This window comes from Streptomyces sp. SS8 (genome assembly GCF_054072955.1).
Genome location: NZ_JBSVCZ010000022.1, coordinates 63,364 through 82,644 on the forward strand (window position 1 = coordinate 63,364; position 19,281 = coordinate 82,644).

The window sequence follows — 19,281 nt, forward strand, 5'->3', positions numbered from 1 at the left end:
GCTTCTCCCTTCCCGTTTCCTCCCGTTCGCTTCCGCACATACCTTCGGTCATGTCGAGGCCAATGCCTTGCGGTCGAAGATCGCGGTGAGCGGAAGGGCCTCGCCTGACGGGAGCGCGGCCTCTCGTCACCGCGGCAGTTCCGGAGCGTCGGCCGAGCCGCCCCACCCCCGCGGCCGGCACCACGTCTCCGCCCCGGTGCCCCCGGCACCCGGACACACACCCCGCCCGGAGCCCGGTGGCCGGCCACGAGCCGGCCGTCCCTGACGCCTCGCGCTCCCGCCTCTCCATACCGCCGACGGTTCTTCAGGCCCTCCGCCTCCGAGACAGGCAGAAAACACCCCGTCCCTACCGTGCGTGCCCGACGCGCCCCCACGACGCGCCAGGAGGATCCACCACATGCAACCCTTCATCGACCACGCCCGCACGTTCGGGCAGCGTCCGAAGGAATTCGCCGCACACGCCGAAGGCCAGACCCCGCAGGTACTCTTCATCACCTGCGCCGACTCCCGGGTCGTACCGGCCCTGATCACGGGCGCCCACCCCGGCGAGCTCTTCGAGCTGCGCACCGCGGGCAACATCGTGCCGCCTCACACGTTCGAGCGTCCCACCAGCGAGGCGGCGACCATCGAGTACGCCGTCGAAGTGCTCGGCGCGAAGGACGTCGTCGTCTGCGGTCACTCGCACTGCGGCGCGGTGGGCGCTCTGGTCCGCGGCGACGACCTGGACACCGTGTCGGCCGTGCGCGACTGGCTCCACCACGCCACTCCCCGTCCCAAGGGGGACCCTGAGGACCCGGCCGTCTCCGAGGGGGTGCAGAACCACGTCCTGACCCAGGTACTGCGCCTGCGGTCCTATCCGTGCGTGGCCTCGAGGCTCGGCAGCGGCGAGCTGAGCCTGCACGCCTGGTACTACGAGGTGCACACCGGCACGGTCCTGACGCACCGCCCTCAGACCGACACCTTCGAGGCGCTGTGAGGACGGGCACGGGCGCGGCGGACGGAACGCGCGCCACACCCCGGTTCCCCCACCTGAAGCAGGACTTCGCCGCCTCGCTGGTGGTCTTCCTGGTGGCGCTCCCGCTGTGCGTCGGCGTGGCGGTCGCATCGGGCGTCCCGGCCGAACTCGGCCTGGTGACCGGGATCGTCGGCGGCATCGTCACCGGCGTCATGCCGGGCAGCAGCCTTCAGGTGTCCGGCCCCGCCGCGGGCCTGACCGTGCTGGTCCTCGGAGCCGTCGGCCAGTTCGGGCTGCCCGCGCTCGGCGTGATCGTGCTGGCGACCGGGCTGTTCCAACTGGGTATGGGCGTACTCAACCTCGGCCGCTGGTTCCGGGCCATCTCCTTGTCCGTGGTCGAGGGCATGCTCGCCGGCATCGGCCTGGTCATCATCGCCGGCCAGCTGTACGCGGCCGCGGGCACCACCGCCCCGGAGAGCGGCATCGGCAAGATCCTGGGCATGCCCGGGGCTGCGGTGGACGCCCTCGGCGACCCCGCGACACTCACCTCGCTCGCGGTGGGCGCGGGCACCGTAGCCGTCGTCGTGCTGTGGCAGCGGATGCCCGGGAAGGTGCGGGCCGTGCCCGGCGCGCTCGCGGCGGTGCTGCTGGCCACCGCCGCGTCGGCGGCCTTCTCCCTGCCGGTCGCCACGGTGGAGGTCCAGGGCCTGCTCGGCGTGATCCAGCCGCCCGGGGCGGACGCCTTCGCCGAGCTGGCCGACCCGGCGTTCATCGGCACCGTCCTCGCCTTCGTCCTGATCGCCTCGGCGGAGAGCCTGTTCAGCGCGGCGGCCGTGGACCGGCTGCACGACGGCCCGCGGACCCGGTACGACAAGGAACTGATCGCCCAGGGTGCGGGCAACACCGTGTGCGGTGTGCTCGGCGCGCTGCCGATGACCGCGGTGATCGTACGCAGCTCGGCCAACGTCCGGGCAGGCGCGAGGACCAAGGCGTCACGAGTGCTGCACGGCGTATGGCTGCTGGTGTTCGCGGCACTGCTGCCCTCGGCCCTGGCGCTGATCCCGATCCCCGCCCTCGCCGGTGTCCTGGTGCACGCGGGCTGGAAGCTGATCCCGTTCCGCGGGGTCGCCGCCCTGTGGCGGGGGAACCGGGGCGAGGCTCTGATCCTCGTGGTCACGGCCGTCTCGATCGTCGCCGTGAACATGTTCGAGGGCGTGCTGATCGGTCTGGTTCTGTCGATCGTCAAGACCGCCTGGGACGCTTCGCACGTCAGGCTGGAGGTCGTCGACAAGGGCGCCGGTCCCATCCAGGCGCACCTGTCGGGCAACGCGACCTTCCTGCGGCTGCCGAAGATCCTCGACACTCTGGAGGCCCTTCCCCAGGACCGTCCGATCGAGCTGGACCTGTCCGGACTGCACCATCTGGACCATGCCTGCCGCTCGGCACTGGAGAACTGGGCCGAGCGGCACACCGCAGCCGGTGTCGATCCGGTGCGCCTCCTGGCGGCCTGACCACCGGAGCCGGGTGAAAGGGGCTCGCTCCTCCCGCAGGGGCGGGCCCGCCCGGGAGGGAGACGGAGCTCCACAAGGCGCGGGGCACGGACCACTCCGTCCGGACCGCCCTCGAAACCACCGCCGGCATCACCGCCCGGCTCGCAACGCCGGCGCTACCAGCGGTGGAGCCTTGCTCATCACGGACCCGCCGCCGCGAGACCGGTGGCGCCTGGGCACTTCAGCAGCGCAGCGGCAGCCGGCGCCGGGTATCCCGGGCGGGCCGGAGACGGAGACGCCCGGCCACCGCCCGGCCCAGCTCCGTCGGCCTGCCGTCCTCCGCCCTCGGCAGATGCACCCCAACGGCTCCATGCTCGGCCCTCTGCTGAGCGAGTCACGGCCACCGCCGCTAGCGTTGCCGCTGAACAGGCGTCCCCCGAACGGAGGCGATCATGGAATTCAGTGGCAGGCCCTTCGTACTCCTCGCCGCTGCGGTTCTCGGCGGCTCTGCCGGGCTCGCTCTCGCCGGACCCGCACCGGCCGACGCGGACCCGCGGAAGACGACCGCGACTGCGGCACCCCGCCCTGCCGACGCCTCCCCCGCCAAGAGCCGCACCATCCGCGTGGAGGCCCGGCTGCAGGTCGGCGAGGAACTGGACCTGGGCACGCCGGGCCGCGGTGTCGGCGACCAGTTCGTCTTCAGCGGGAGTCTGGTGTCGGCCGAGGGACCGGAGGAACGCCCCGTCGGGCGCTTCGGCGGGTTCTGCGTCATCACCGACCTCGAACGCAACGCGGGACAGTGCTCGTCGACCGCGGTACTGCCGGAAGGACAGATCACCGTTCAGGGCGAGCAGGCCGGAATTCCGGCACCGGGCCCGGTCACCAACGCGATCACCGGTGGCACCGGGGAGTTCCGCAGGGCGCGCGGCCAGGTGACACAGCGGGTGCTGACTCCGGCGACCTGGCGACTGACGTTCGAAGTCCTTGACGTGCGGCCTCATCGGGCCGAGGACGGCCGGGGGCTGCCCGAGGTGCCGGCGTCCACGCCTCCGCCCTCCGCCGGCAAGTAGCCGAGCCCGGCGGTACCGACGGCGTCCGGGGCGCAGGGACGGGACAGCGGCCCCCGCACGCACCGTGCCGGACAGCCCCTGCCTCGGGTTTGTCCCGTTCATCGGCCCGGGGCCTTCTCGGCACCGCGCCAGGCTGAGGCCCGTCGTTCCGGGCGGATCCCGGCGCAGCCGCCGACCGGCCGTGGGATCCCGGGGCCGGGGGCAACGCGAAGCGCATCCGTGCCCTGGGCAATCAGCACACAGGGAGACATCGTGACCAGGAACTTCCGCGCACGCATGAGTTGGGGTGTCGTCCTGGCGACCGCCACGGCCGCCGCCGTCACGATCGGCGCGACCACTGGTGGCCCGCCGAACCCGCTGCCGGCCGGCCCGCAGGACCGTCCGGCGGCCGGCCGGGGCGAGGAACCGCAGACCGGAGCCCGGACGGTGGAACAACGGCAGATCGCCTCATCGGTCCTGGGCAGGGACTTGAAGTTCACACTCACCGCTGTGAGGTCGCAGGCCGATCCGCTCGCGGCGTCCGTGCGCCTGCGGGTCTTCACCTTCGAGGGCGGCGCGTGGCGGGAGTCGGACCGTGCTCCGGTCGGCGAGGCGGACGGCTGGTTCTGGTTCCCTCTGACCGGCCGCCACGCGGTGTGCGAGTTCTCCACAGCCGGCACGGATCCCGCACCGGTTGCCGTCAGCCTGCTGGTCACGCCGTCGGTCGGATGCTCACCGGCCGAGGAGTTCCGGGTCGAGAACGGGAGGATCACCTCCGTCTGACAGCACGGCGGTGGAGGCCGGCCCCGGCAGGGTCCGGAACGCCCGGGCGGCAACGGCTCGGCCGCCCGGCCCCCGTCCCGCCACGCGAGCGTTCCGCCGGACCGGTGACCACGGTTTCGTGCACGCCCCGGCCGGGCTCTCCGCCCGCCCGCCGAGCCGTGATCGACTGTCAGTGGCGGGTGAGACGGTGAGGGCATCCAGTCGGCCGGAAGAGGGGGCTGCCATGTCCGGAAGCCAGAACTACATCAACCACGTCGCTCTCGTGCTGGACGCCAGCTCGTCCATGTCGCACCTGAGCAGCAAGGTCGTCGAAGTCGCCGACCAGCAGATCGCGTATCTCGCCCGCCGGTCGCGGGAACTGGACCAGGAGACCCGCGTCACGGTGTACGTCTTCGCGGACAAGGTGGAGTGCGTCATCTACGACAAGGACGTGCTGCGGATGCCGTCGCTGAAGCGGCTGTACCGGGTGGGGGGAATGACGGCCCTGCTGGCGGCCGCGCTGAAGTCGCAGCGGGAGCTGGCGCAGACGGCCCAACTGTACGGAGACCACAGCTTCCTGACGTTCGTGCTCACCGACGGGCAGGAGAACGCGAGCCACCGCTGCCCGGACGCCCCGGACGGGAATCCGCGTGAGCTGGTCCGGGCCGTGGCCGAGATGATCAGGACGCAGGAGGACAACTGGACACTGGCCGTCCTCGTACCGGACCAGATGGGCAGGCGCGAGGCCATGCAGTGCGGTTTCCCCAAGGACAACATCGCCATCTGGGACGCCACGAGCACGCAGGGCCTGGAGGAGGCCGGGCAGGTCATCCGGCAGGCCACCGAGAACTTCATGGTGGGCCGCGCCCAGGGCATCCGGGGGTCGCGGGCGGTGTTCTCCACGGGCGCGGAGGCGGTCAACAAGGACACCATCAAGGCGGCCGGCCTCACTCCGGTGGACGCGTCGAAGTACCAGCTGATACCGGTGGCCCGTGAGGCGGCGATCCGTGACTGGGTCGTCGAGTGCGGGCACATCTACCGCACCGGTGGCGCGTTCTACCAGCTGAGCAAGTCGGAGAAGATCCAGGCGCGGAAGCGGATCGCGGTGCTGGAGAAGAAGACGGACCGGGTTTACACCGGGCCCGAGGCCAGGGCCCTGCTCGGCCTGCCGGACGTGGAGGTGCGCGTCAAGCCGGACCACAACGACGACTTCACGATCTTCGTGCAGAGCACCAGTGTGAACCGGAAACTCATACCGAACACGCGGCTGCTGCTCATGCTCTGACGCCTCGGAAACCCCGTCGCGCCCTGGACACCGGTCCGTCCCGACGCACCCCCTCGGCAACGGAGCCGGCGGTCGCGGGCGTGGCGCGGGAGCACACGGTGCTCGGGCCGGCGCCGCCTCCGCGCCGGCCCGAGCACCGCCACGGAAGTGACGGTATCGGCCGGAACGTGGACCGTGCCGGGGCGGAAGCCTGGCCGTGGCGGCCCCCTGAGCCACTCCGGTGACTTCCGGCGGGGCGGTGCCGTGACTGCCGTGGCTCCCGAGTGAGCCGGTATGACCATGCAGAGGTGCGGCGTCGTCGGCCCCGGGAGGCACCATGAGGAGACAGAACGGCACAACGCCGGCCACCGGCGTCACCGCCGAACGCCTGGCCGGACTCCGCGCATGGAATCTGGGGCTCACGCTGCTGCACCTGGCCCAGGCCGCGGCGGTCGTGCTCCTGGCAGGGAGCTTCTCGATCACCGTCACCTCCTCCGTCCCCGAGGGACCGCCGGGGACGGCCGCGCCCGCTCCCCAAGCAGTGTTCGACGTGCCGATCGGCTGGGCCGTCGCTCTCTTCCTCGCCCTGGCGGCGCTGGACCATCTGCTGACGGCGACGGTGTTCCGCGGTGTCTACGAACGCGACCTCAGCCGCGGCATCAACCGGTTCCGGTGGCTGGAGTACGCGCTGAGCGCGACCCTGATGGTGCTCCTCATCGGCTTCTACTCGGGCATCACCAACGTCAACGCCGTCATCGCCGTCATCGGGGCCAATGTCGGGATGATCCTGTTCGGCTGGGTCGAGGAGATGATGAACCCGCCGGGCCGGGCTGCGACCACGATGCTTCCCTTCTGGTTCGGGACGCTGGTGGGCGTGACGCCGTGGATCTCCATCGCGTACAACATCGTCGCGGCCGGGACCGTCCCCGGTTTCGTATACGGGATCGTCCTCGTCCAGGCCGCCCTGTTCTTCAGCTTCGGTCTCAACCAGTGGCTCCAGTACCGCGGAATCGGCCGGTGGTCCGACTACGCGTACGGCGAGAAGGCCTATCTGGTCCTCAGCCTTGTGGCGAAGTCCCTCCTGGCCTGGCAGATCTTCGCCGGCTCGCTGGCCGGCTGAGTCCGGATCGTCCCGGAGGCCGGGCACAGGGGTCTCACGCGCCGCGCCGCGCCGTGTGCCCTCGGTCCGCGTGGCCCCGTCCCGCCCGAAGGACGCGCCAGAGGTGTTCCGTCAGCAGCACGGTGGAGGCGGTGGCCAGACACACGCCCCACTGCACGGGCGTGAGGGAGACGGTGTCGAAGACACCGTGGGCGAAGGGCACCTGCACGGCGACGATCTGCAGCACGAGGACGACCGCCAGGCTGGCCCACAGGACGCGGTTGCGCAGCTGGTGGCGGCCGAGGACGGGACCGTCCTCACTGCGTGCGTTCAGCGCGTTGAACAGCTGGAAGAGCACGAACGTGGTGAAGGCCATGGTCGCGGCGGTCGCGGGGCCGGTGAGCTCCCGGGCCACCGCGAAGACGGCCAGTGTGCCTGCGGCCATGACCGCGCCGGCGCGGGCGATGGCGCCCAGCCGGCGGGCGCCCAGGATGCGCTCGCCGGGTGGCCGGGGCGGGCGGCGCATGATGCCGTCCCGCGGCGGGTCGATGCCCAGGGCCATGGCGGGCGGCCCGTCCATGATGATGTTGACCCACAGCAGCTGGATCGCGGTCATGGGGGCGGGCAGTCCGGCCAGCACGGTGGCGAGCAGGGTGAGGATGGCGCCGACGTTGGTGGACAGCTGGAAGCGGACGAAGGTGGTGATGTTGTCGTAGATGGAGCGGCCCTCGCGCACCGCCCGGACGATGGTGGAGAAGTCGTCGTCGGTCAGCACCATGTCGGCGGCTTCCTTGGCGACATCGGTGCCGGTGATGCCCATGGCGACACCGATGTGCGCGGCGCGCAGAGCAGCGGCGTCGTTGACCCCGTCGCCGGTCATGGCCACGATGTGGCCGCGCTGTGCGAGGGCCCGGACGATGGTGACCTTGTGCTCGGGGGCGACGCGGGCGAAGATGCCGATCCCGTCGATGCGCGAGGCGAGTTCCCCGCCGCTCATCCGGGTCAGTTCGGCGCCGGTGACGACATCGCCGGTGATGCCCAGTTCGCGGGCGATGGCGGCGGCGGTGTCGGCATGGTCCCCCGTGATCATTTTGACGGTGACACCGGCGTCCTGGGCCAGGGCGACGGCGTCGCGGGCCTGGGCGCGCGGCGGGTCGGCGATCCCGGCGACCGCCGTCAGGGTCAGCCCTGCCACATGCTGCGGCCGCGGCCGTCCGGTGGTGGCGGTGGCCGCGCCCAGGACGCGCAGGCCCTGACCGCCCAGCCGGGTGGCGGCGGCCATGACCTCCCGGCGCCGCCCGTCGTCCATGGGGACGGGCCCCTGTTCGGTCAGGAGGTGGGTGCAGCGGTCCAGCAGTACGTCGACGGCGCCCTTGGCGTGGACGCGGGTGGACCCGTCGGCCTCGGTGTGGAAGGTGGCCATGTACTTGGCGGCCGGGTCGAAGGGCACCTCGCCCGTGCGCGGTGTGCGGGTGCGCAGCGTCTCGAGGTCGAGGCCGGTCTTGGCGGCGAGCACGAGCACGGCGGCTTCGGTGGGATCCCCGATGATGCCGCCGTCGCCGGTGAGACGGGAGTCGTTGCACAGCGCGAACGGCAAGGCCGCGTCCCGCGGGTCCACGGCCGCCGGCCCGGTGCCGGCCGGGCGCACGCTGCCGGCGGTGCCGTAGCCGTCGCCGGTCACCTCGTAGAAGCGTCCGGCCGACCACAGGGACCGGACGGTCATCTCGTTCAGGGTCAGGGTGCCGGTCTTGTCACTGCACACCACCGTCGCCGAGCCGAGGGCCTCCACGGAGGCCAGGCGCTTGACGATGGCGCCCCGGCGGGCCATCCGGTGCACGCCCAGGGCCAGGGTGAGCGCGAGGACGGCCGGCAGGCCTTCGGGGATCGCGGCGACCGCCAGTGCCACGGCGCGCAGAGCGAGATCGGCCAGGTCCTCTCCGCGTACCAGGGACGCGATCGCGTAGGCGGCCACCGCGACACCGCTGATCAGGGCCAGGCGCCGGCCCAGGCTGTCCATCTGCACCTGCAGTGGGCTGGGCGGTTCGGTGCCGGTTCGCAGGGCCGCGGCGATCCGGCCGACCTCGGTGCGCATGCCGGTGGCGGTCACGATCATCTCGGCGCGTCCGCGGGTCACGGCGGTGTTCATGAACAGCATGCCGGTGCGTTCGGCGACGGGCACCGGGTCCTCGCCGCCGGCGGGGGCGGGTGCGGTCGACTTGGCGACGGGCTGGGACTCGCCGGTCAGTGTGGCCTCGGCGGCCTCGACGGACTCCGCGACCGCCAGGCGGCCGTCGGCCGGGACACGGTCGCCGGCCTCGAGCAGGACCACGTCACCGGGTACCAGGGTGCGGGCCTGGACCATCTGCACCCGTCCGTCACGGCGTACCCGGGCGGTGGGCACCAGCATCTGCCGCAGCGCTTCCAGGCTGCGCTCGGCACGGCGTTCCTGCAGGTAGCCGATGACGGCGTTGATGACGAGGACGGCGGTGATGACGATGGCGTCCTTGATCTCGCCGATGACGCCGGCGACGACCGCGGCGGCGAGCAGGATACCGATCAGCCAACTGCGGAACTGGTCCAGCAGGCGCAGCAACTGCGAGCGGCGGGCGGGTTCGGCCAGCGAGTTGGTGCCCCAGTCGGCGGCCCGCCGCTGTGCCTCCTCCTCGGACAGGCCCGCGGACGGGTCCACGCCGAGGAGTCCGGCCACCTGCGCCGCATCGCGCAGATGGGCGTCGGCCACCGGTTCGGGGGCGTGTGGCGGGGCCGCGCCGGGCGGCTGCTGGACCATGAACGGTTGCTCCTTCACGCGTGGGACGGCGACGGTGCGGGGACGTGGCGCGGCAGAACCCGGCCGACCGGGCGGCGGCGCCGCGCCGGGTGGCGGACGCTTTGGGGGCGGGCAGCGAAGCCCTTCCCTTCGGCGGCCATCGGGGCGCTCCTCCCGCTCTCCTGTCCCCGAAGGCCGCCGGCAAGCGGCCTTCCGTCCTCCAGCCTCGGCGACACCGCTCGTTTCGGCCAGGGGCCGGCAGGCTCATCGGGGAGGCCGGTCGGCCCTGTCGGGTCCCGGGGGTCCCGGGCGCGACCGGCCGCCGCGATGCCCACCGCAGCGGCCGGACCGCGCCGTGGTTCGTCCGGGGCGGGCTTCCTCCCACGCCTGGAGTACCGCCGCAGGGAGGCGTCCGCGGTCGAGGGGGCGTGACCGTCGGCGTGGGCCCGTTCGCGTACGGAGCGGGAGTCGATGCGCCGCCCGCGGCCGGGCCACAGGGCCGGTGCGGGCGGGATCGTTCCGGTGTGCCAGGGCGTCAGCGTATCCGCATGCCTCTCTCGCGAGCCGGTGCGCCGCTGGCGGAACGGCCGGCACACCGGGCACGTCCACCACGGCACGCGGTCGGCATCCTCGTACGCGGGGGTCTTCGCCCCGCGCTGGGGGCGGCCGCGGGCGTCGCGCCGTCGTGTGGTCCGTACCGGTGAAGCCCGTGGTGCCGGTCCCGCCGCCTCGGTGGCGGGGCCGGTCGGTCTCCCTATGCTCGTCGCATGGTTCAGGTACGGGAACGGCCGGCGCCGCGCCGCGGGCACGGAGCCGGCCGGGGAACGGCCTGGGCGCTGGCCGCGGCCGCCGTGCTGTGCCAGATCCCCTACCCGCTCGTGTCCGGTCCCTGGCGCGATGCGCTCACCGTCGCCGGCGTGGCGGTCTTCTGCCTGGCGTCCCTCGCGGCCGCCGCGCTGCGGCACGGTGCGCGGGGCCCGCTGGCGCTGTTCACGGTGGCGGGGCTGGGTGGCCTGGCGGTGGAGGCCGTGGGGGTGCGTACGGGTCTTCCGTTCGGCTCCTACCACTACACCGGCTCCCTGGGCCCGGGCCTGGCGGGGGTGCCGGTGGTGGTGCCGCTCGCCTGGATGATGATGGCCTGGCCCGCTCTGGAGGCGGGGCGCGTACTGGCCGGGGGCCGCGGGCGTGCCGGGGCGCCCGTGTCCCGGGTGCGGACGGCGGTGGTCGGGGGGTGGGCCCTGGCGTCCTGGGACGTCTTCCTCGATCCGCAGATGGTCGACGCCGGTCACTGGGTCTGGTCTCACCCCCGTCCGGGGCTCCCGGGCGTGGAGGGCGTGCCGCTGACCAACTTCGCCGGGTGGGTGGCCGTGTCCGTGGTCATGGTCGCCGCCGTGGACGCCGTCTCCCGGCTCTCGGTGCGGCGGACCGCCGGGAACGGTACGCCCGGCGGCCCGGCCGTCGCGCTGTACCTGTGGACCTACGCCTCCTCGGTGACGGCCTGCCTGGTCTTCTTCGGCCGACCGCAGGTGGCGCTGGCGGGAGGAGTGCTGATGGGTCTGGTCGCCGTGCCGCTGGCCGTGCGGGTGGCGGGCGCCGCCGGGAGACGGGTGTGAGCCGGCCCGGCCTCGCGCGGACGGCGGTCGCGGCGGGGTCGTCGCTGGCGGTCGCCGGTGCCGTGCACAGCGCCTGGAACAGCAGGGCCCTGCGGACCCCGCCGGCGGACCCGCCACCGGTGGCCGAGGATGTGTCCCTGCTGATGCCGGTGCGTGACGAGGCCGGGCGCGTCGGCCCCGCGCTGCGGTCCCTACTGGCGCAGGAACGGGTGCCCCGGGCGGAGGTCATCGTGCTCGACGACCAGTCCACCGACGGCACCGGTGACGTGGTCCGCCGTCTGTGCGGGCCGTACCGGCACGCCCGGGTCGTGCGCGGCACGGCGCCGAGGCCCGGCTCCCCCGGCAAGGCGCACGCCTGCCACCAGCTCGCGTCGCTCGCGCGGGGCAGTGTGCTGGTCTTCGTGGACGCGGACGTGGTGCTCGCGCCGCATGCGGTGGCCTCCTCGGTGGCGCTGCTGCGCTCGGTCGGACTCGACCTGGTCTCCCCCTTCCCCCGCCAGGTCGCCGAGGGGTCCGCCAACCGGCTCGTCCAGCCGCTGCTGCAGTGGTCGTGGCTGACGTCACTGCCGCTGCGGCGGGCGGAGACCTCGCCGCGGCCGGCGCTGTCCGCGGCGAACGGCCAGTTCCTCGTCCTGGACGCCGCCGCCCTGCGCGGCTGCGGCGGCTTCGCCGCGGTCACGGACGAGGTCCTGGAGGACATGGCGCTCGTCCGGGCGCTGAAGCGGGCCGGCGGCCGGGGCGGGATCGTGGACGGCAGCCGGATCGCGAGGTGCCGGATGTACGACGGCTGGCGCGATCTGCGTGAGGGGTACGGCAAGTCCCTGTGGGCGGCGTTCGGGTCCGGCGGTGGCGCGGCGGCGGTGTGTGCCCTCCTGGCCTGGGCCTATGTGGTGCCACCGCTGGCGGCGCTGCGGGGTTCGCGATGGGGCGCGGCCGGATACGCCGCGGCCGTGGCGGGGCGGGCGCTGACCGCGCGGCGCACGGGCGGGCGGTGCTGGCCGGACGCGCTGGCCCACCCGCTTTCGGTGAGCCTGCTGGTGGCGCTGACGGTGCGGTCCTGGCTCGGCCATCGCCGCTCCACGCTGACGTGGAAGGGCAGACCGCTGCGAGGGGGGCGCTGAGGTGGCCCGCGTCGCCGTGATCGGCGCCGGTATGGGCGCCCTGGCGGCCGCCGCCCGGCTCGCCCGGCAGGGGCACCGGGTCACCGTGTACGAGCGGGCGGCCGCGTGCGGTGGCAAGCTCGGCACCGTGCGCCGGGACGGTTTCGTCTTCGACACCGGGCCGTCGCTGCTGACCATGCCCGAGGTCTACCGCCGGCTGTTCGCGGACACCGGTGAGCCCCTGGAGCGCTGCGTACCGCTGAGGCCGGTGGAGCCGGCCTGCGTCTACCGGTTCGCCGACGGGACCCGTCTGGCGATGCCCGGCGACCCGCGTCTGGTGCCCGGCGCGCTGGAGGATGCCCTGGGCGGAGGGGCCGGAGCGCAGTGGGCCCGGCTGCACGCGGCCTCCGGCGAACTGTGGCGGCTGGTGGGCGAGAACGTGCTGCGGCGGCCGCTCGGCGGCCCGGCGGGCCTGCTGCGCCACTCGCTCCGCCCCCGCGGCCTGGCCGCCGTCGCCCCCTGGCGCACCCTGCGGGGCACCGGCCGGCGGTACCTGGGCGACCCCCGGCTGCGCATGTGGCTGGAGCGCTACGCCACCTACAGCGGCTCCGACCCCCGGCGCGTGCCCGGTGTCATGTCGGTGATCCCGTACGTGGAACAGCGCTACGGCAGCTGGTACGTCCCCGGCGGCCTCCGGCTGCTGGCCGAGGCCGTGGAGCGGCGCTGCGCCGAGCTGGGGGTGCGGTTCCGCTACGGCTGCGAGGTCGCGGCGGTGGACACCTCGGGCCGGGGCGTCACCGGGGTCCGCACGGCGGACGGCGGCACGGCGGCGGCGGACGTCGTCGTCTCCGGCGTCGACGCCGCGGTCCTCTACGGACGTCTGGCGGCGGACCGGCGCGGGCGCCGGCCCCTGAGCGCCCTCGCGCGTGCGCGGCCCTCGCTGTCCGGGTTCGTTCTCCTGCTCGCGCTGCGCGGGCGGGATCCCCTGACACCGCACCACCGGGTGCTGTTTCCGGCGGACTACGACGCGGAGTTCGACGCCGTCTTCGGTGCCCGGGCCCGTCCCGCCGCCGACCCGGCGGTGTACATCAGCGCGCCGGATGACGCCGCGCTGCGTCCCGGTGACGCGTCCGAGGCGTGGTTCGTCCTGGTCAACGCCCCCCGGCACGGACAGCGGGGAGCGCCCGGCACCGTCGACTGGACGGCCCCGGGGCTCAGGGAGGCCTACGCCGAGCGGATCCTGGACATCATGGCCGCCCGCGGCACGGACGTGCGCCCGCGCCTGCTGTGGTACGAGGCCCGCAGCCCCTTCGACCTGGAACGCGAGACCGGGAGTCCGGGCGGTGCCATCTACGGCACCTCCTCCAACGGCGTCCGCGCGGCCCTTCTCCGTCCGGCCAACCGCTCCCCCGTTCCCGGGCTCTTCCTCGTCGGCGGATCGGCCCACCCCGGCGGCGGCCTTCCGCTGGTGGCGCTGTCGGCGGAGATCGCCGCGGCGCAGATCGGCGGTGCCTGACCGCGCGGAGCCGCTATCTCAGCTCCCGCGCCACTTTGGCCGCCAACTGCGCGAAGCCGACGGCTCCGGCCGCCGTCCAGCACACCGCGCACACCGTCGCCCAGTCCCACCCCGTCCCCGGCGTGCCGTCGGGGAGCAGACCGCTTCCCAGGCACGCGACCGCGCTCAGCACCACCCGCAGCGGCCGTTCGCCGACGCTCAGCGCTCCGACCCCGCGCATCCCCGCCGCGTTGGCCCGGGCCCGCAGGTACTCGTGCAGCTGGGCCAGGAGAACGGCCGCCAGGCACCAGGAGCCCGGCGCCCCCAGGACGTACAGGACCGCGACGAGCAGGAGGTCCGCCACCCGGTCGGCCAGGGCGTCCACCACGGCGCCCAGCGGGCGGGCCCGGCCGGTGACCGCGGCGACCGCGCCGTCCAGCCCGTCGAGCAGGCCCGACAGGACGACGAGCGCGCAGGCGGCCAGCGGCCATCGGCCGCCCTCCGCCGCCGGCGCCACGGCGGCGGCGACCGCGAGGGGACCTGCCAGCGAGAGGAGGTCCGGCGGCAGGGCGCGGACCGGGCGTGTGGAGGCGCAGCGCTGGACCAGCACCACCCACGCCGAGGCCAGGGCGCTGCCGGAGGGGTCGTACCCTCCGTGGAGCTCGGCCCACCGGGCCAGGGCGTCGTCGCGGCCGTGCGTCCCGGGTCCGGTGGACGGTGTCCCGCGGCGGGAGCGCTTCTTCGCGGCCGGGGGCTTTTCGGGCCTCGGCCGAGGGGAGGGTGCACCGGCCGGCCGGTCGCCCGGTGCCCGGATCCTCCGGAAAGGGCTGAGCGTCGCGAGAAGGGTTTCCGTGCGGCTGTCCAGGCAGAGCATCAGCTGGTAGCCGACGAGCAGGACCGCGTGCAGCAGGTACAGCCACAGTCCCAGTGCCACGGTGACGCCGGGGACGACGAGCCCGCCGAACGGCAGGCTCCAGTCGACCGGGATGGCCAGGAAAACCACGAAGCCGCCGAGGAACCCGCACAGGAACGCTCCCGTCCCGAACGCGGCCGGGACCGTCGCCCGGGAAGCGGCGGCGCCGACGCCGACGAACCGGAAGACCAGGAGCACCTCCAGGGAGAGCAGGACCCACAGCAGGTGGAAGGCCAGAAAGGCGGACAGGGCGGCCTGCGGGCCGCCGGCCTCGGCCGGCCGGGCCAGTGCCGGGCCGGCGTACAGGAGGGCGCCCATGAGCAGCGGGGCCGCCACGAGTGCGGGCACCATCCCCAGCCTGCCGCGCCAGCCGGTGAACGTGTCCTCCTCCGCCGCCCTCGGGGACAGTTGCAGGAAGCCCCGGCGCAGCCCTTCGCCGTACACGGTGGCGGGTACCAGCGTGACGGCGAGAGCGGGCCAGGACAGCCCGACCGCCGCCTCGGCCAGGGTCCGCAGTCCCGTCTGCACCCCGTGCCCGTGGGGAAGCGCGTCCGCGATCTGCGCCACGGCCTGCCGGGTGCCGTCCGCGCCGATCGCGAACGCGCACAGCCGGAGCAGGAGCAGTGCCAGGGAGACCACGGAGATCATTCCGAAGAAGGAGATGCCCGCCGCGACCAGGGCCACCTGTCTGCCGTGCAGACCGTCGCGCACCTCGTGGACGAGCAGGCGCAGCTCATCCCGCCTTGTGTGCGTAGCACCAGTCGGCACCGCCGGCTCCTCTGCATACGTTATGAGGCGTATGTGCGCTTTGAGGTGACGATACACAGGACGCCGCGCGACAGCGGTCCGCCCGTGGGCACGCCCGCCTTCGCCGCCGCCTCGGTGCGGGAGTTGCGGGACGCCCGGCTCTCCGCGCCGCGTTCGGTGGCACCGGCCCCGGGAGCCGGCGCGGTCAACCGCAGAGGCCGGCCGACGGGGGCTTCGGGGTGTCCGGCCGGAGCCGGGGGTGTCTCGATCCCACCTCTTGCCGCTTTGGCATGTCATCGTCATCCTGGGCCACGCGGCGGCTTCTACCCGCATAGAGAGGAAGCCCCGCGTCCGCGTACCGCCACACATCCGCCCCCTCCTCCACAGGAGATCCGCGTGGTCAGACACCGGTTCAGGAACACAGTCGTGTGCGCCGCCCTTCTCTCCCTCGGCCTCGGCGCCGTCCAGGGGGTCGCCTCGGCCTCCCCACCGCCCGGCGCCCCCCGGGGCTCCGCGACCGTCAGCGCGATCGAGGACGGCGCCGCCCGTTCACTGGCCGCGTCCCTCTCCGACCTCGCCTGGCAGGACCGGGTCGAGGACGCCGCCCTCACCTCGGACGGGGTCCCTCTCGGCGACCTCGCGAGGAAGGCCCCCCCACCGGCCGCGAAGGAGCTCGGATCGGTCGTCGCCGACGCCGACCGCGAGCTGGCAAGGGCCAAGGGCCTCGGCACCGAGGCCGGCCCCCTGCTGCGGCTCCGCCTCGCCGACGAGTCGATGCGCGAGGCGCTCGAGGCCGGGGCCGAACCGCTGGTGGCGGCCGCCCCAGCCGACGACGGCGCCACAACGGTCACCGCCTACGACAGCGCGGGCCGCTCCCACACGCTGGACGCGCACCGGCTCCCCGACCGCCCCGTCTACGTGGTCGGTGTCGACGCCGAGCGGGCCGTCACCGCGGGCATGGCCGTCCTGCGCGAGGAACTCGCCCGGCACGGCCTCTCGGCAACCGGTCCGACCGGCTCCGCGAGCACCGCGGGCGACGGTTTCTGGACGAGCCGCATCACCTCCGTGCGGCTGTCCGACGACGAGGAGCCCTGGATCAAGGGCGACGCCGAGATCTTCTCGCTGGTGACCGGCTTCGGCCAGGACGGCAAGGTACGCGTCGATCCGGTCGACATGCCGTATCTCGACGAGGACGGCAGGACCTACTACCCCAACCAGATTCTGGTGAACTGGTCGTACTACAAGTACGACCTCGCCGATGTCGTGATGATGGAGGAGGACAGCGGCACCAACTACCGGTCGCTCGCCAAGGCCCTCGCCGACGCCCTGCTCACCGTCATCGACATGGGCGCCTACGTCCCGCTGGTCAACGCCGTACTGGACGCCATGCCCGACCACTGGTGGACCGACGACCCCGACTACGTGGACTCCTGGTACACCCTCGCCCGGAACAGCGCGGGCTCCTTCAGGGGCGCGCGGGGCAACGGCACCATGGCACTCGAACCGTACTGGGTGACGGCCTTCTGAGCCGCGTCCCAGAGGGCTCGCGCCCGCCCGGCCGTCCGGACTTCCCGGGCGGCCGGCCGGACGGCGAGGTCACGGCCGGCCGGTGCCACCGCGGCCCCGCCGCCGTCACCGGCGCGGGGACGGGACAATGAGGTGAAGAGGCTGCGGAGCGCATGACGGGTGCCCGAGTCCCGGCCCCGGGACGAGGAGGACCTCGGCATCCCTCCTGTGTGCCTGCGCCGACCGGGAAAGCGAGGTGGCCGAGCCGTGCGTGCCTACGAACTGGCGGATCCCTATCCGTGGGTGTCGACCGATGACGACGCGATGGCGGCGGCCCGGCTGTTCGCGAAGCGGCGCCTGCCCGCACTGCTGGTGGTGGATCCCGAGGAGCAGCCCTACGCGGTGGTGCCCGGGTCGCAGTTGCTGAGGGCCGCCGTGCCGGGCTTCGTCCTGAACGAGCCGGTCCTGGTGGACGTCCTGCGGGATGAGCATGTCGAGCGCCTGGCGGAGAGGCTCGACGGGCTCACGGTGGCGCAGTGGATCCCCCGCCACGGCACCGTCCCCGCCGTCGTGGGCCGTGACACCGGTGCCGTCCGGATCGCCGCGTTGATGGCCACGACGCACACGCCGCTGGTGGCGGTGGTGGAGAACGACGGCGGGCGGACGCGGACGGTGGGCGCGGTGACCGCGGCGCGGCTGATGGAGTACTTCCTCGCCCAGGGATGAACCGGGGTGAGGGGGCCCGCCCTGTGCCGCCACCGGTCCACGCCCTCCCGCCCCGGCATCCCATGAGCGATCAATTATCTTTGAGGGATTTTCGGTACATAATGGCGTAAGTAGTGCTACGCACGGGAGATGCCATGATCATCCTGGGTGTCATTCTGCTCGTCATCGGCTTCATCGCCGATATATCGATTCTGTGGACCATCGGGATCATCCTTGTGGTGATCGGCGCGGTCCTGTGGCTCCTGGGCGCCACCGGGCGCGCCGTGGGAGGACGCCGGCACTACTGGTGACCGGGCTCCGCACGGGCGGTGAGCGGACGGAAGGCTCTTCGCTCCAGCGGCCTGCGGACCGGTCCGGCCGGCGTTCCGGCCCGCTGCGCGCCGGCGTCCGCCGGGGCCTGCCGGGGGTTCACCGTCGGCCGTCGGCGGGCCACCCGCCCGGGATGCCGGACGGGTGGCCCGGTCTCACGGGTCGAGCAGCACCGGCAGGACCCGGCGCAGTTCGCGCTCCCAGTACGGCGGGCTGTGAGTGCCCCGGTAGAAGTGCGTGGTGACGTGGACTCCGACCTCCTGGAGGCGACGGGCCACGGTGCGGGACTCGTCCCCCATGACGGCCTCGGTCAGCGAGATCACCTCGTCCTGGTAGAGCGGTGCCAGGTCCGCCAGTCCGGGGATGTCCGGGTCCGGCTCGGTGCCCGGCGGATCGAGGGCGCCCGCGGTGCCGTCCCCGGCGGCGATGTGGACCCGCGTGCCGCGGAGCCGTTCGGCCAGGTAGTAGGGATCGTTGCGCTCCCAGACGTGGCGCTGCCGGACCGGGTCGCCCCAGATCCTCCGCCACGGCACACCGAGGTACTCCGCGCCGCCGCTGACCGCCTCGGGGTACTGGAGGGGGTGGAGGAAGCCGCCGAAACTGGCGGCCGCCTCGAACATCCCGGGGCGGCGCGCCGCATACTTGACGGCCCCGTACCCGCCCTGCGACTGCCCGGCGATCGACCGCCGGCGCCCGGCCCCGTAGTCACGCTCCAGGATGGGGACCACCTCGTCGAGATGGAAGGTCTCCACGGCCGGCGCGCCTCCCTCCCCCGCGTTCCACCAGTCGCTGTAGAAGCCGTAGAACGGCATCTGCGGCACGACCACGAGCGTCTCGCGCAGTTCGGTCCACTCCTCGATGCGGTAGTCGTCGTTGTAGGTGCGGTGGTCCCCGCTGCCGTCGGGCAGCAGGTAGAGCACCGGCCAGCGGTCGCCGGGACGGCGCGAGTCCCATCCGTCCGGGGTCAGCAGCCGTACCTTCGCGGTGTCCGCCAGGGCCGGGGAACGGATGGTCAGGTCGAGCAGACGAGGACCGATCCGTTCCTCGCCGACCACGCGAGCCGGACGTTCGGAGCCGGTCACCGGAGGGTCGTGGGACGCGGAAACGGCGGTCGGGACGCCTCCGGCGGGGAACACCGCGGCGGGGAGCAGCCCGAGGACCGGCACGAGGGCGGCCACCGGCGCGACGAGGCCGAGGCGCATACGAGTACGGGTGCTTGGAGTCATGCCTTCAGGGTTACCGGGCCGGGGCCCGCCGGCATCCGGCACGCCACGGACATCACCCCTGACGCCGACCCCGACGGCCCCCCTCACACACTCCGGCGGCGGTTCCTCCCCCGCCCGCCGCCTCGTCTCCCTAAGACCGGGCCGCACGGCGCCCGGCGCGGGGAGCGGCTCCGGGCGCCGTGCGGCGGTGATGAGCCCCACCTGCCGCCGGAAGGCCACACCGCCGCTGAACGCCCTCTCCGCCCCCGGCGTCACGACTA

At 73.6% G+C, this 19,281-nt stretch carries 15 protein-coding genes; 12 read left to right on the forward strand and 3 right to left on the reverse strand.

Going from position 1 to position 19,281, the window contains the following annotated elements:
* Positions 1–397 precede the first annotated feature (397 nt).
* The 6 genes from ACW69E_RS20530 to heR all read left to right on the forward strand — a co-directional run bounded on the left by ACW69E_RS20530 (position 398) and on the right by heR (position 6,640).
* Positions 398–976, forward strand: a complete 579-nt coding sequence (locus ACW69E_RS20530) for a carbonic anhydrase (RefSeq protein WP_457499737.1) — start codon at positions 398–400, stop codon at positions 974–976.
* Entirely contained in the window at positions 973–2,466 is a 1,494-nt protein-coding gene (locus ACW69E_RS20535; protein WP_457499738.1) for a SulP family inorganic anion transporter, read from the forward strand. The genes ACW69E_RS20530 and ACW69E_RS20535 overlap by 4 nt, the downstream gene beginning before the upstream one ends.
* Positions 2,467–2,897: 431 nt before the next feature.
* Positions 2,898–3,515, forward strand: coding sequence for a dirigent protein (locus ACW69E_RS20540; protein ID WP_457499739.1), 618 nt, complete (start codon positions 2,898–2,900; stop codon positions 3,513–3,515).
* A 276-nt stretch (positions 3,516–3,791) separates the two neighbouring features.
* On the forward strand, positions 3,792–4,277 hold the full coding sequence (locus ACW69E_RS20545) for a hypothetical protein (protein WP_256463040.1): 486 nt from the start codon (positions 3,792–3,794) through the stop codon (positions 4,275–4,277).
* Positions 4,278–4,500: 223 nt separating this feature from the next.
* Complete coding sequence (locus tag ACW69E_RS20550) at positions 4,501–5,541, forward strand: VWA domain-containing protein (RefSeq protein WP_457499740.1); 1,041 nt, start codon at positions 4,501–4,503, stop codon at positions 5,539–5,541.
* 316 nt (positions 5,542–5,857) lie between these two features.
* Positions 5,858–6,640, forward strand: coding sequence for a heliorhodopsin HeR (heR, locus tag ACW69E_RS20555; RefSeq protein WP_457499741.1), 783 nt, complete (start codon positions 5,858–5,860; stop codon positions 6,638–6,640).
* Positions 6,641–6,674: 34 nt separating this feature from the next.
* Here the strand turns inward: heR and ACW69E_RS20560 are convergent, their stop codons facing one another.
* Positions 6,675–9,407 carry a cation-translocating P-type ATPase gene (locus ACW69E_RS20560; RefSeq protein WP_457499742.1) on the reverse strand — a complete coding sequence of 911 codons (2,733 nt, stop codon included), beginning with the start codon at positions 9,405–9,407 and terminating at the stop codon, positions 6,675–6,677.
* Positions 9,408–10,153: 746 nt separating this feature from the next.
* Here ACW69E_RS20560 and ACW69E_RS20565 point away from each other — a divergent pair.
* Genes ACW69E_RS20565 through ACW69E_RS20575 form a run of 3 tightly spaced genes read left to right on the forward strand, consistent with a single transcriptional unit; the run spans position 10,154 to position 13,615 of the window.
* Positions 10,154–10,999, forward strand: coding sequence for a carotenoid biosynthesis protein (locus tag ACW69E_RS20565; protein ID WP_457499743.1), 846 nt, complete (start codon positions 10,154–10,156; stop codon positions 10,997–10,999).
* On the forward strand, positions 10,996–12,120 hold the full coding sequence (locus ACW69E_RS20570; RefSeq protein ID WP_457499744.1) for a glycosyltransferase: 1,125 nt from the start codon (positions 10,996–10,998) through the stop codon (positions 12,118–12,120). The genes ACW69E_RS20565 and ACW69E_RS20570 overlap by 4 nt, the downstream gene beginning before the upstream one ends.
* A 1-nt stretch (position 12,121) precedes the next feature.
* Entirely contained in the window at positions 12,122–13,615 is a 1,494-nt protein-coding gene (locus ACW69E_RS20575; protein ID WP_457499745.1) for a phytoene desaturase family protein, read from the forward strand.
* A gap of 13 nt (positions 13,616–13,628) precedes the next feature.
* On the opposite strand, the gene ACW69E_RS20580 is transcribed toward ACW69E_RS20575, so the two are convergent.
* Positions 13,629–15,275, reverse strand: coding sequence for a YhjD/YihY/BrkB family envelope integrity protein (locus tag ACW69E_RS20580; RefSeq protein WP_457499746.1), 1,647 nt, complete (start codon positions 15,273–15,275; stop codon positions 13,629–13,631).
* A 405-nt stretch (positions 15,276–15,680) separates the two neighbouring features.
* Here ACW69E_RS20580 and ACW69E_RS20585 point away from each other — a divergent pair, with 405 nt between their 5' ends.
* The 3 genes from ACW69E_RS20585 (at position 15,681) to ACW69E_RS20595 (ending at position 17,776) form a co-directional block, all read left to right on the forward strand.
* Positions 15,681–16,781: a DUF3103 family protein gene (locus ACW69E_RS20585; RefSeq protein ID WP_457499747.1), complete on the forward strand. Its 1,101-nt coding sequence runs from the start codon at positions 15,681–15,683 to the stop codon at positions 16,779–16,781.
* 246 nt (positions 16,782–17,027) lie between these two features.
* Positions 17,028–17,486 (forward strand): CBS domain-containing protein, encoded by a 459-nt coding sequence (locus ACW69E_RS20590; RefSeq protein WP_457499748.1) that lies wholly within the window; start codon positions 17,028–17,030, stop codon positions 17,484–17,486.
* A gap of 134 nt (positions 17,487–17,620) precedes the next feature.
* Positions 17,621–17,776, forward strand: coding sequence for a DUF6131 family protein (locus tag ACW69E_RS20595; RefSeq protein WP_457499749.1), 156 nt, complete (start codon positions 17,621–17,623; stop codon positions 17,774–17,776).
* 174 nt (positions 17,777–17,950) lie between these two features.
* Here the strand turns inward: ACW69E_RS20595 and ACW69E_RS20600 are convergent, their stop codons facing one another.
* Positions 17,951–19,021: an alpha/beta hydrolase gene (locus ACW69E_RS20600; RefSeq protein WP_457499750.1), complete on the reverse strand. Its 1,071-nt coding sequence runs from the start codon at positions 19,019–19,021 to the stop codon at positions 17,951–17,953.
* Positions 19,022–19,281: the final 260 nt, after the last annotated feature.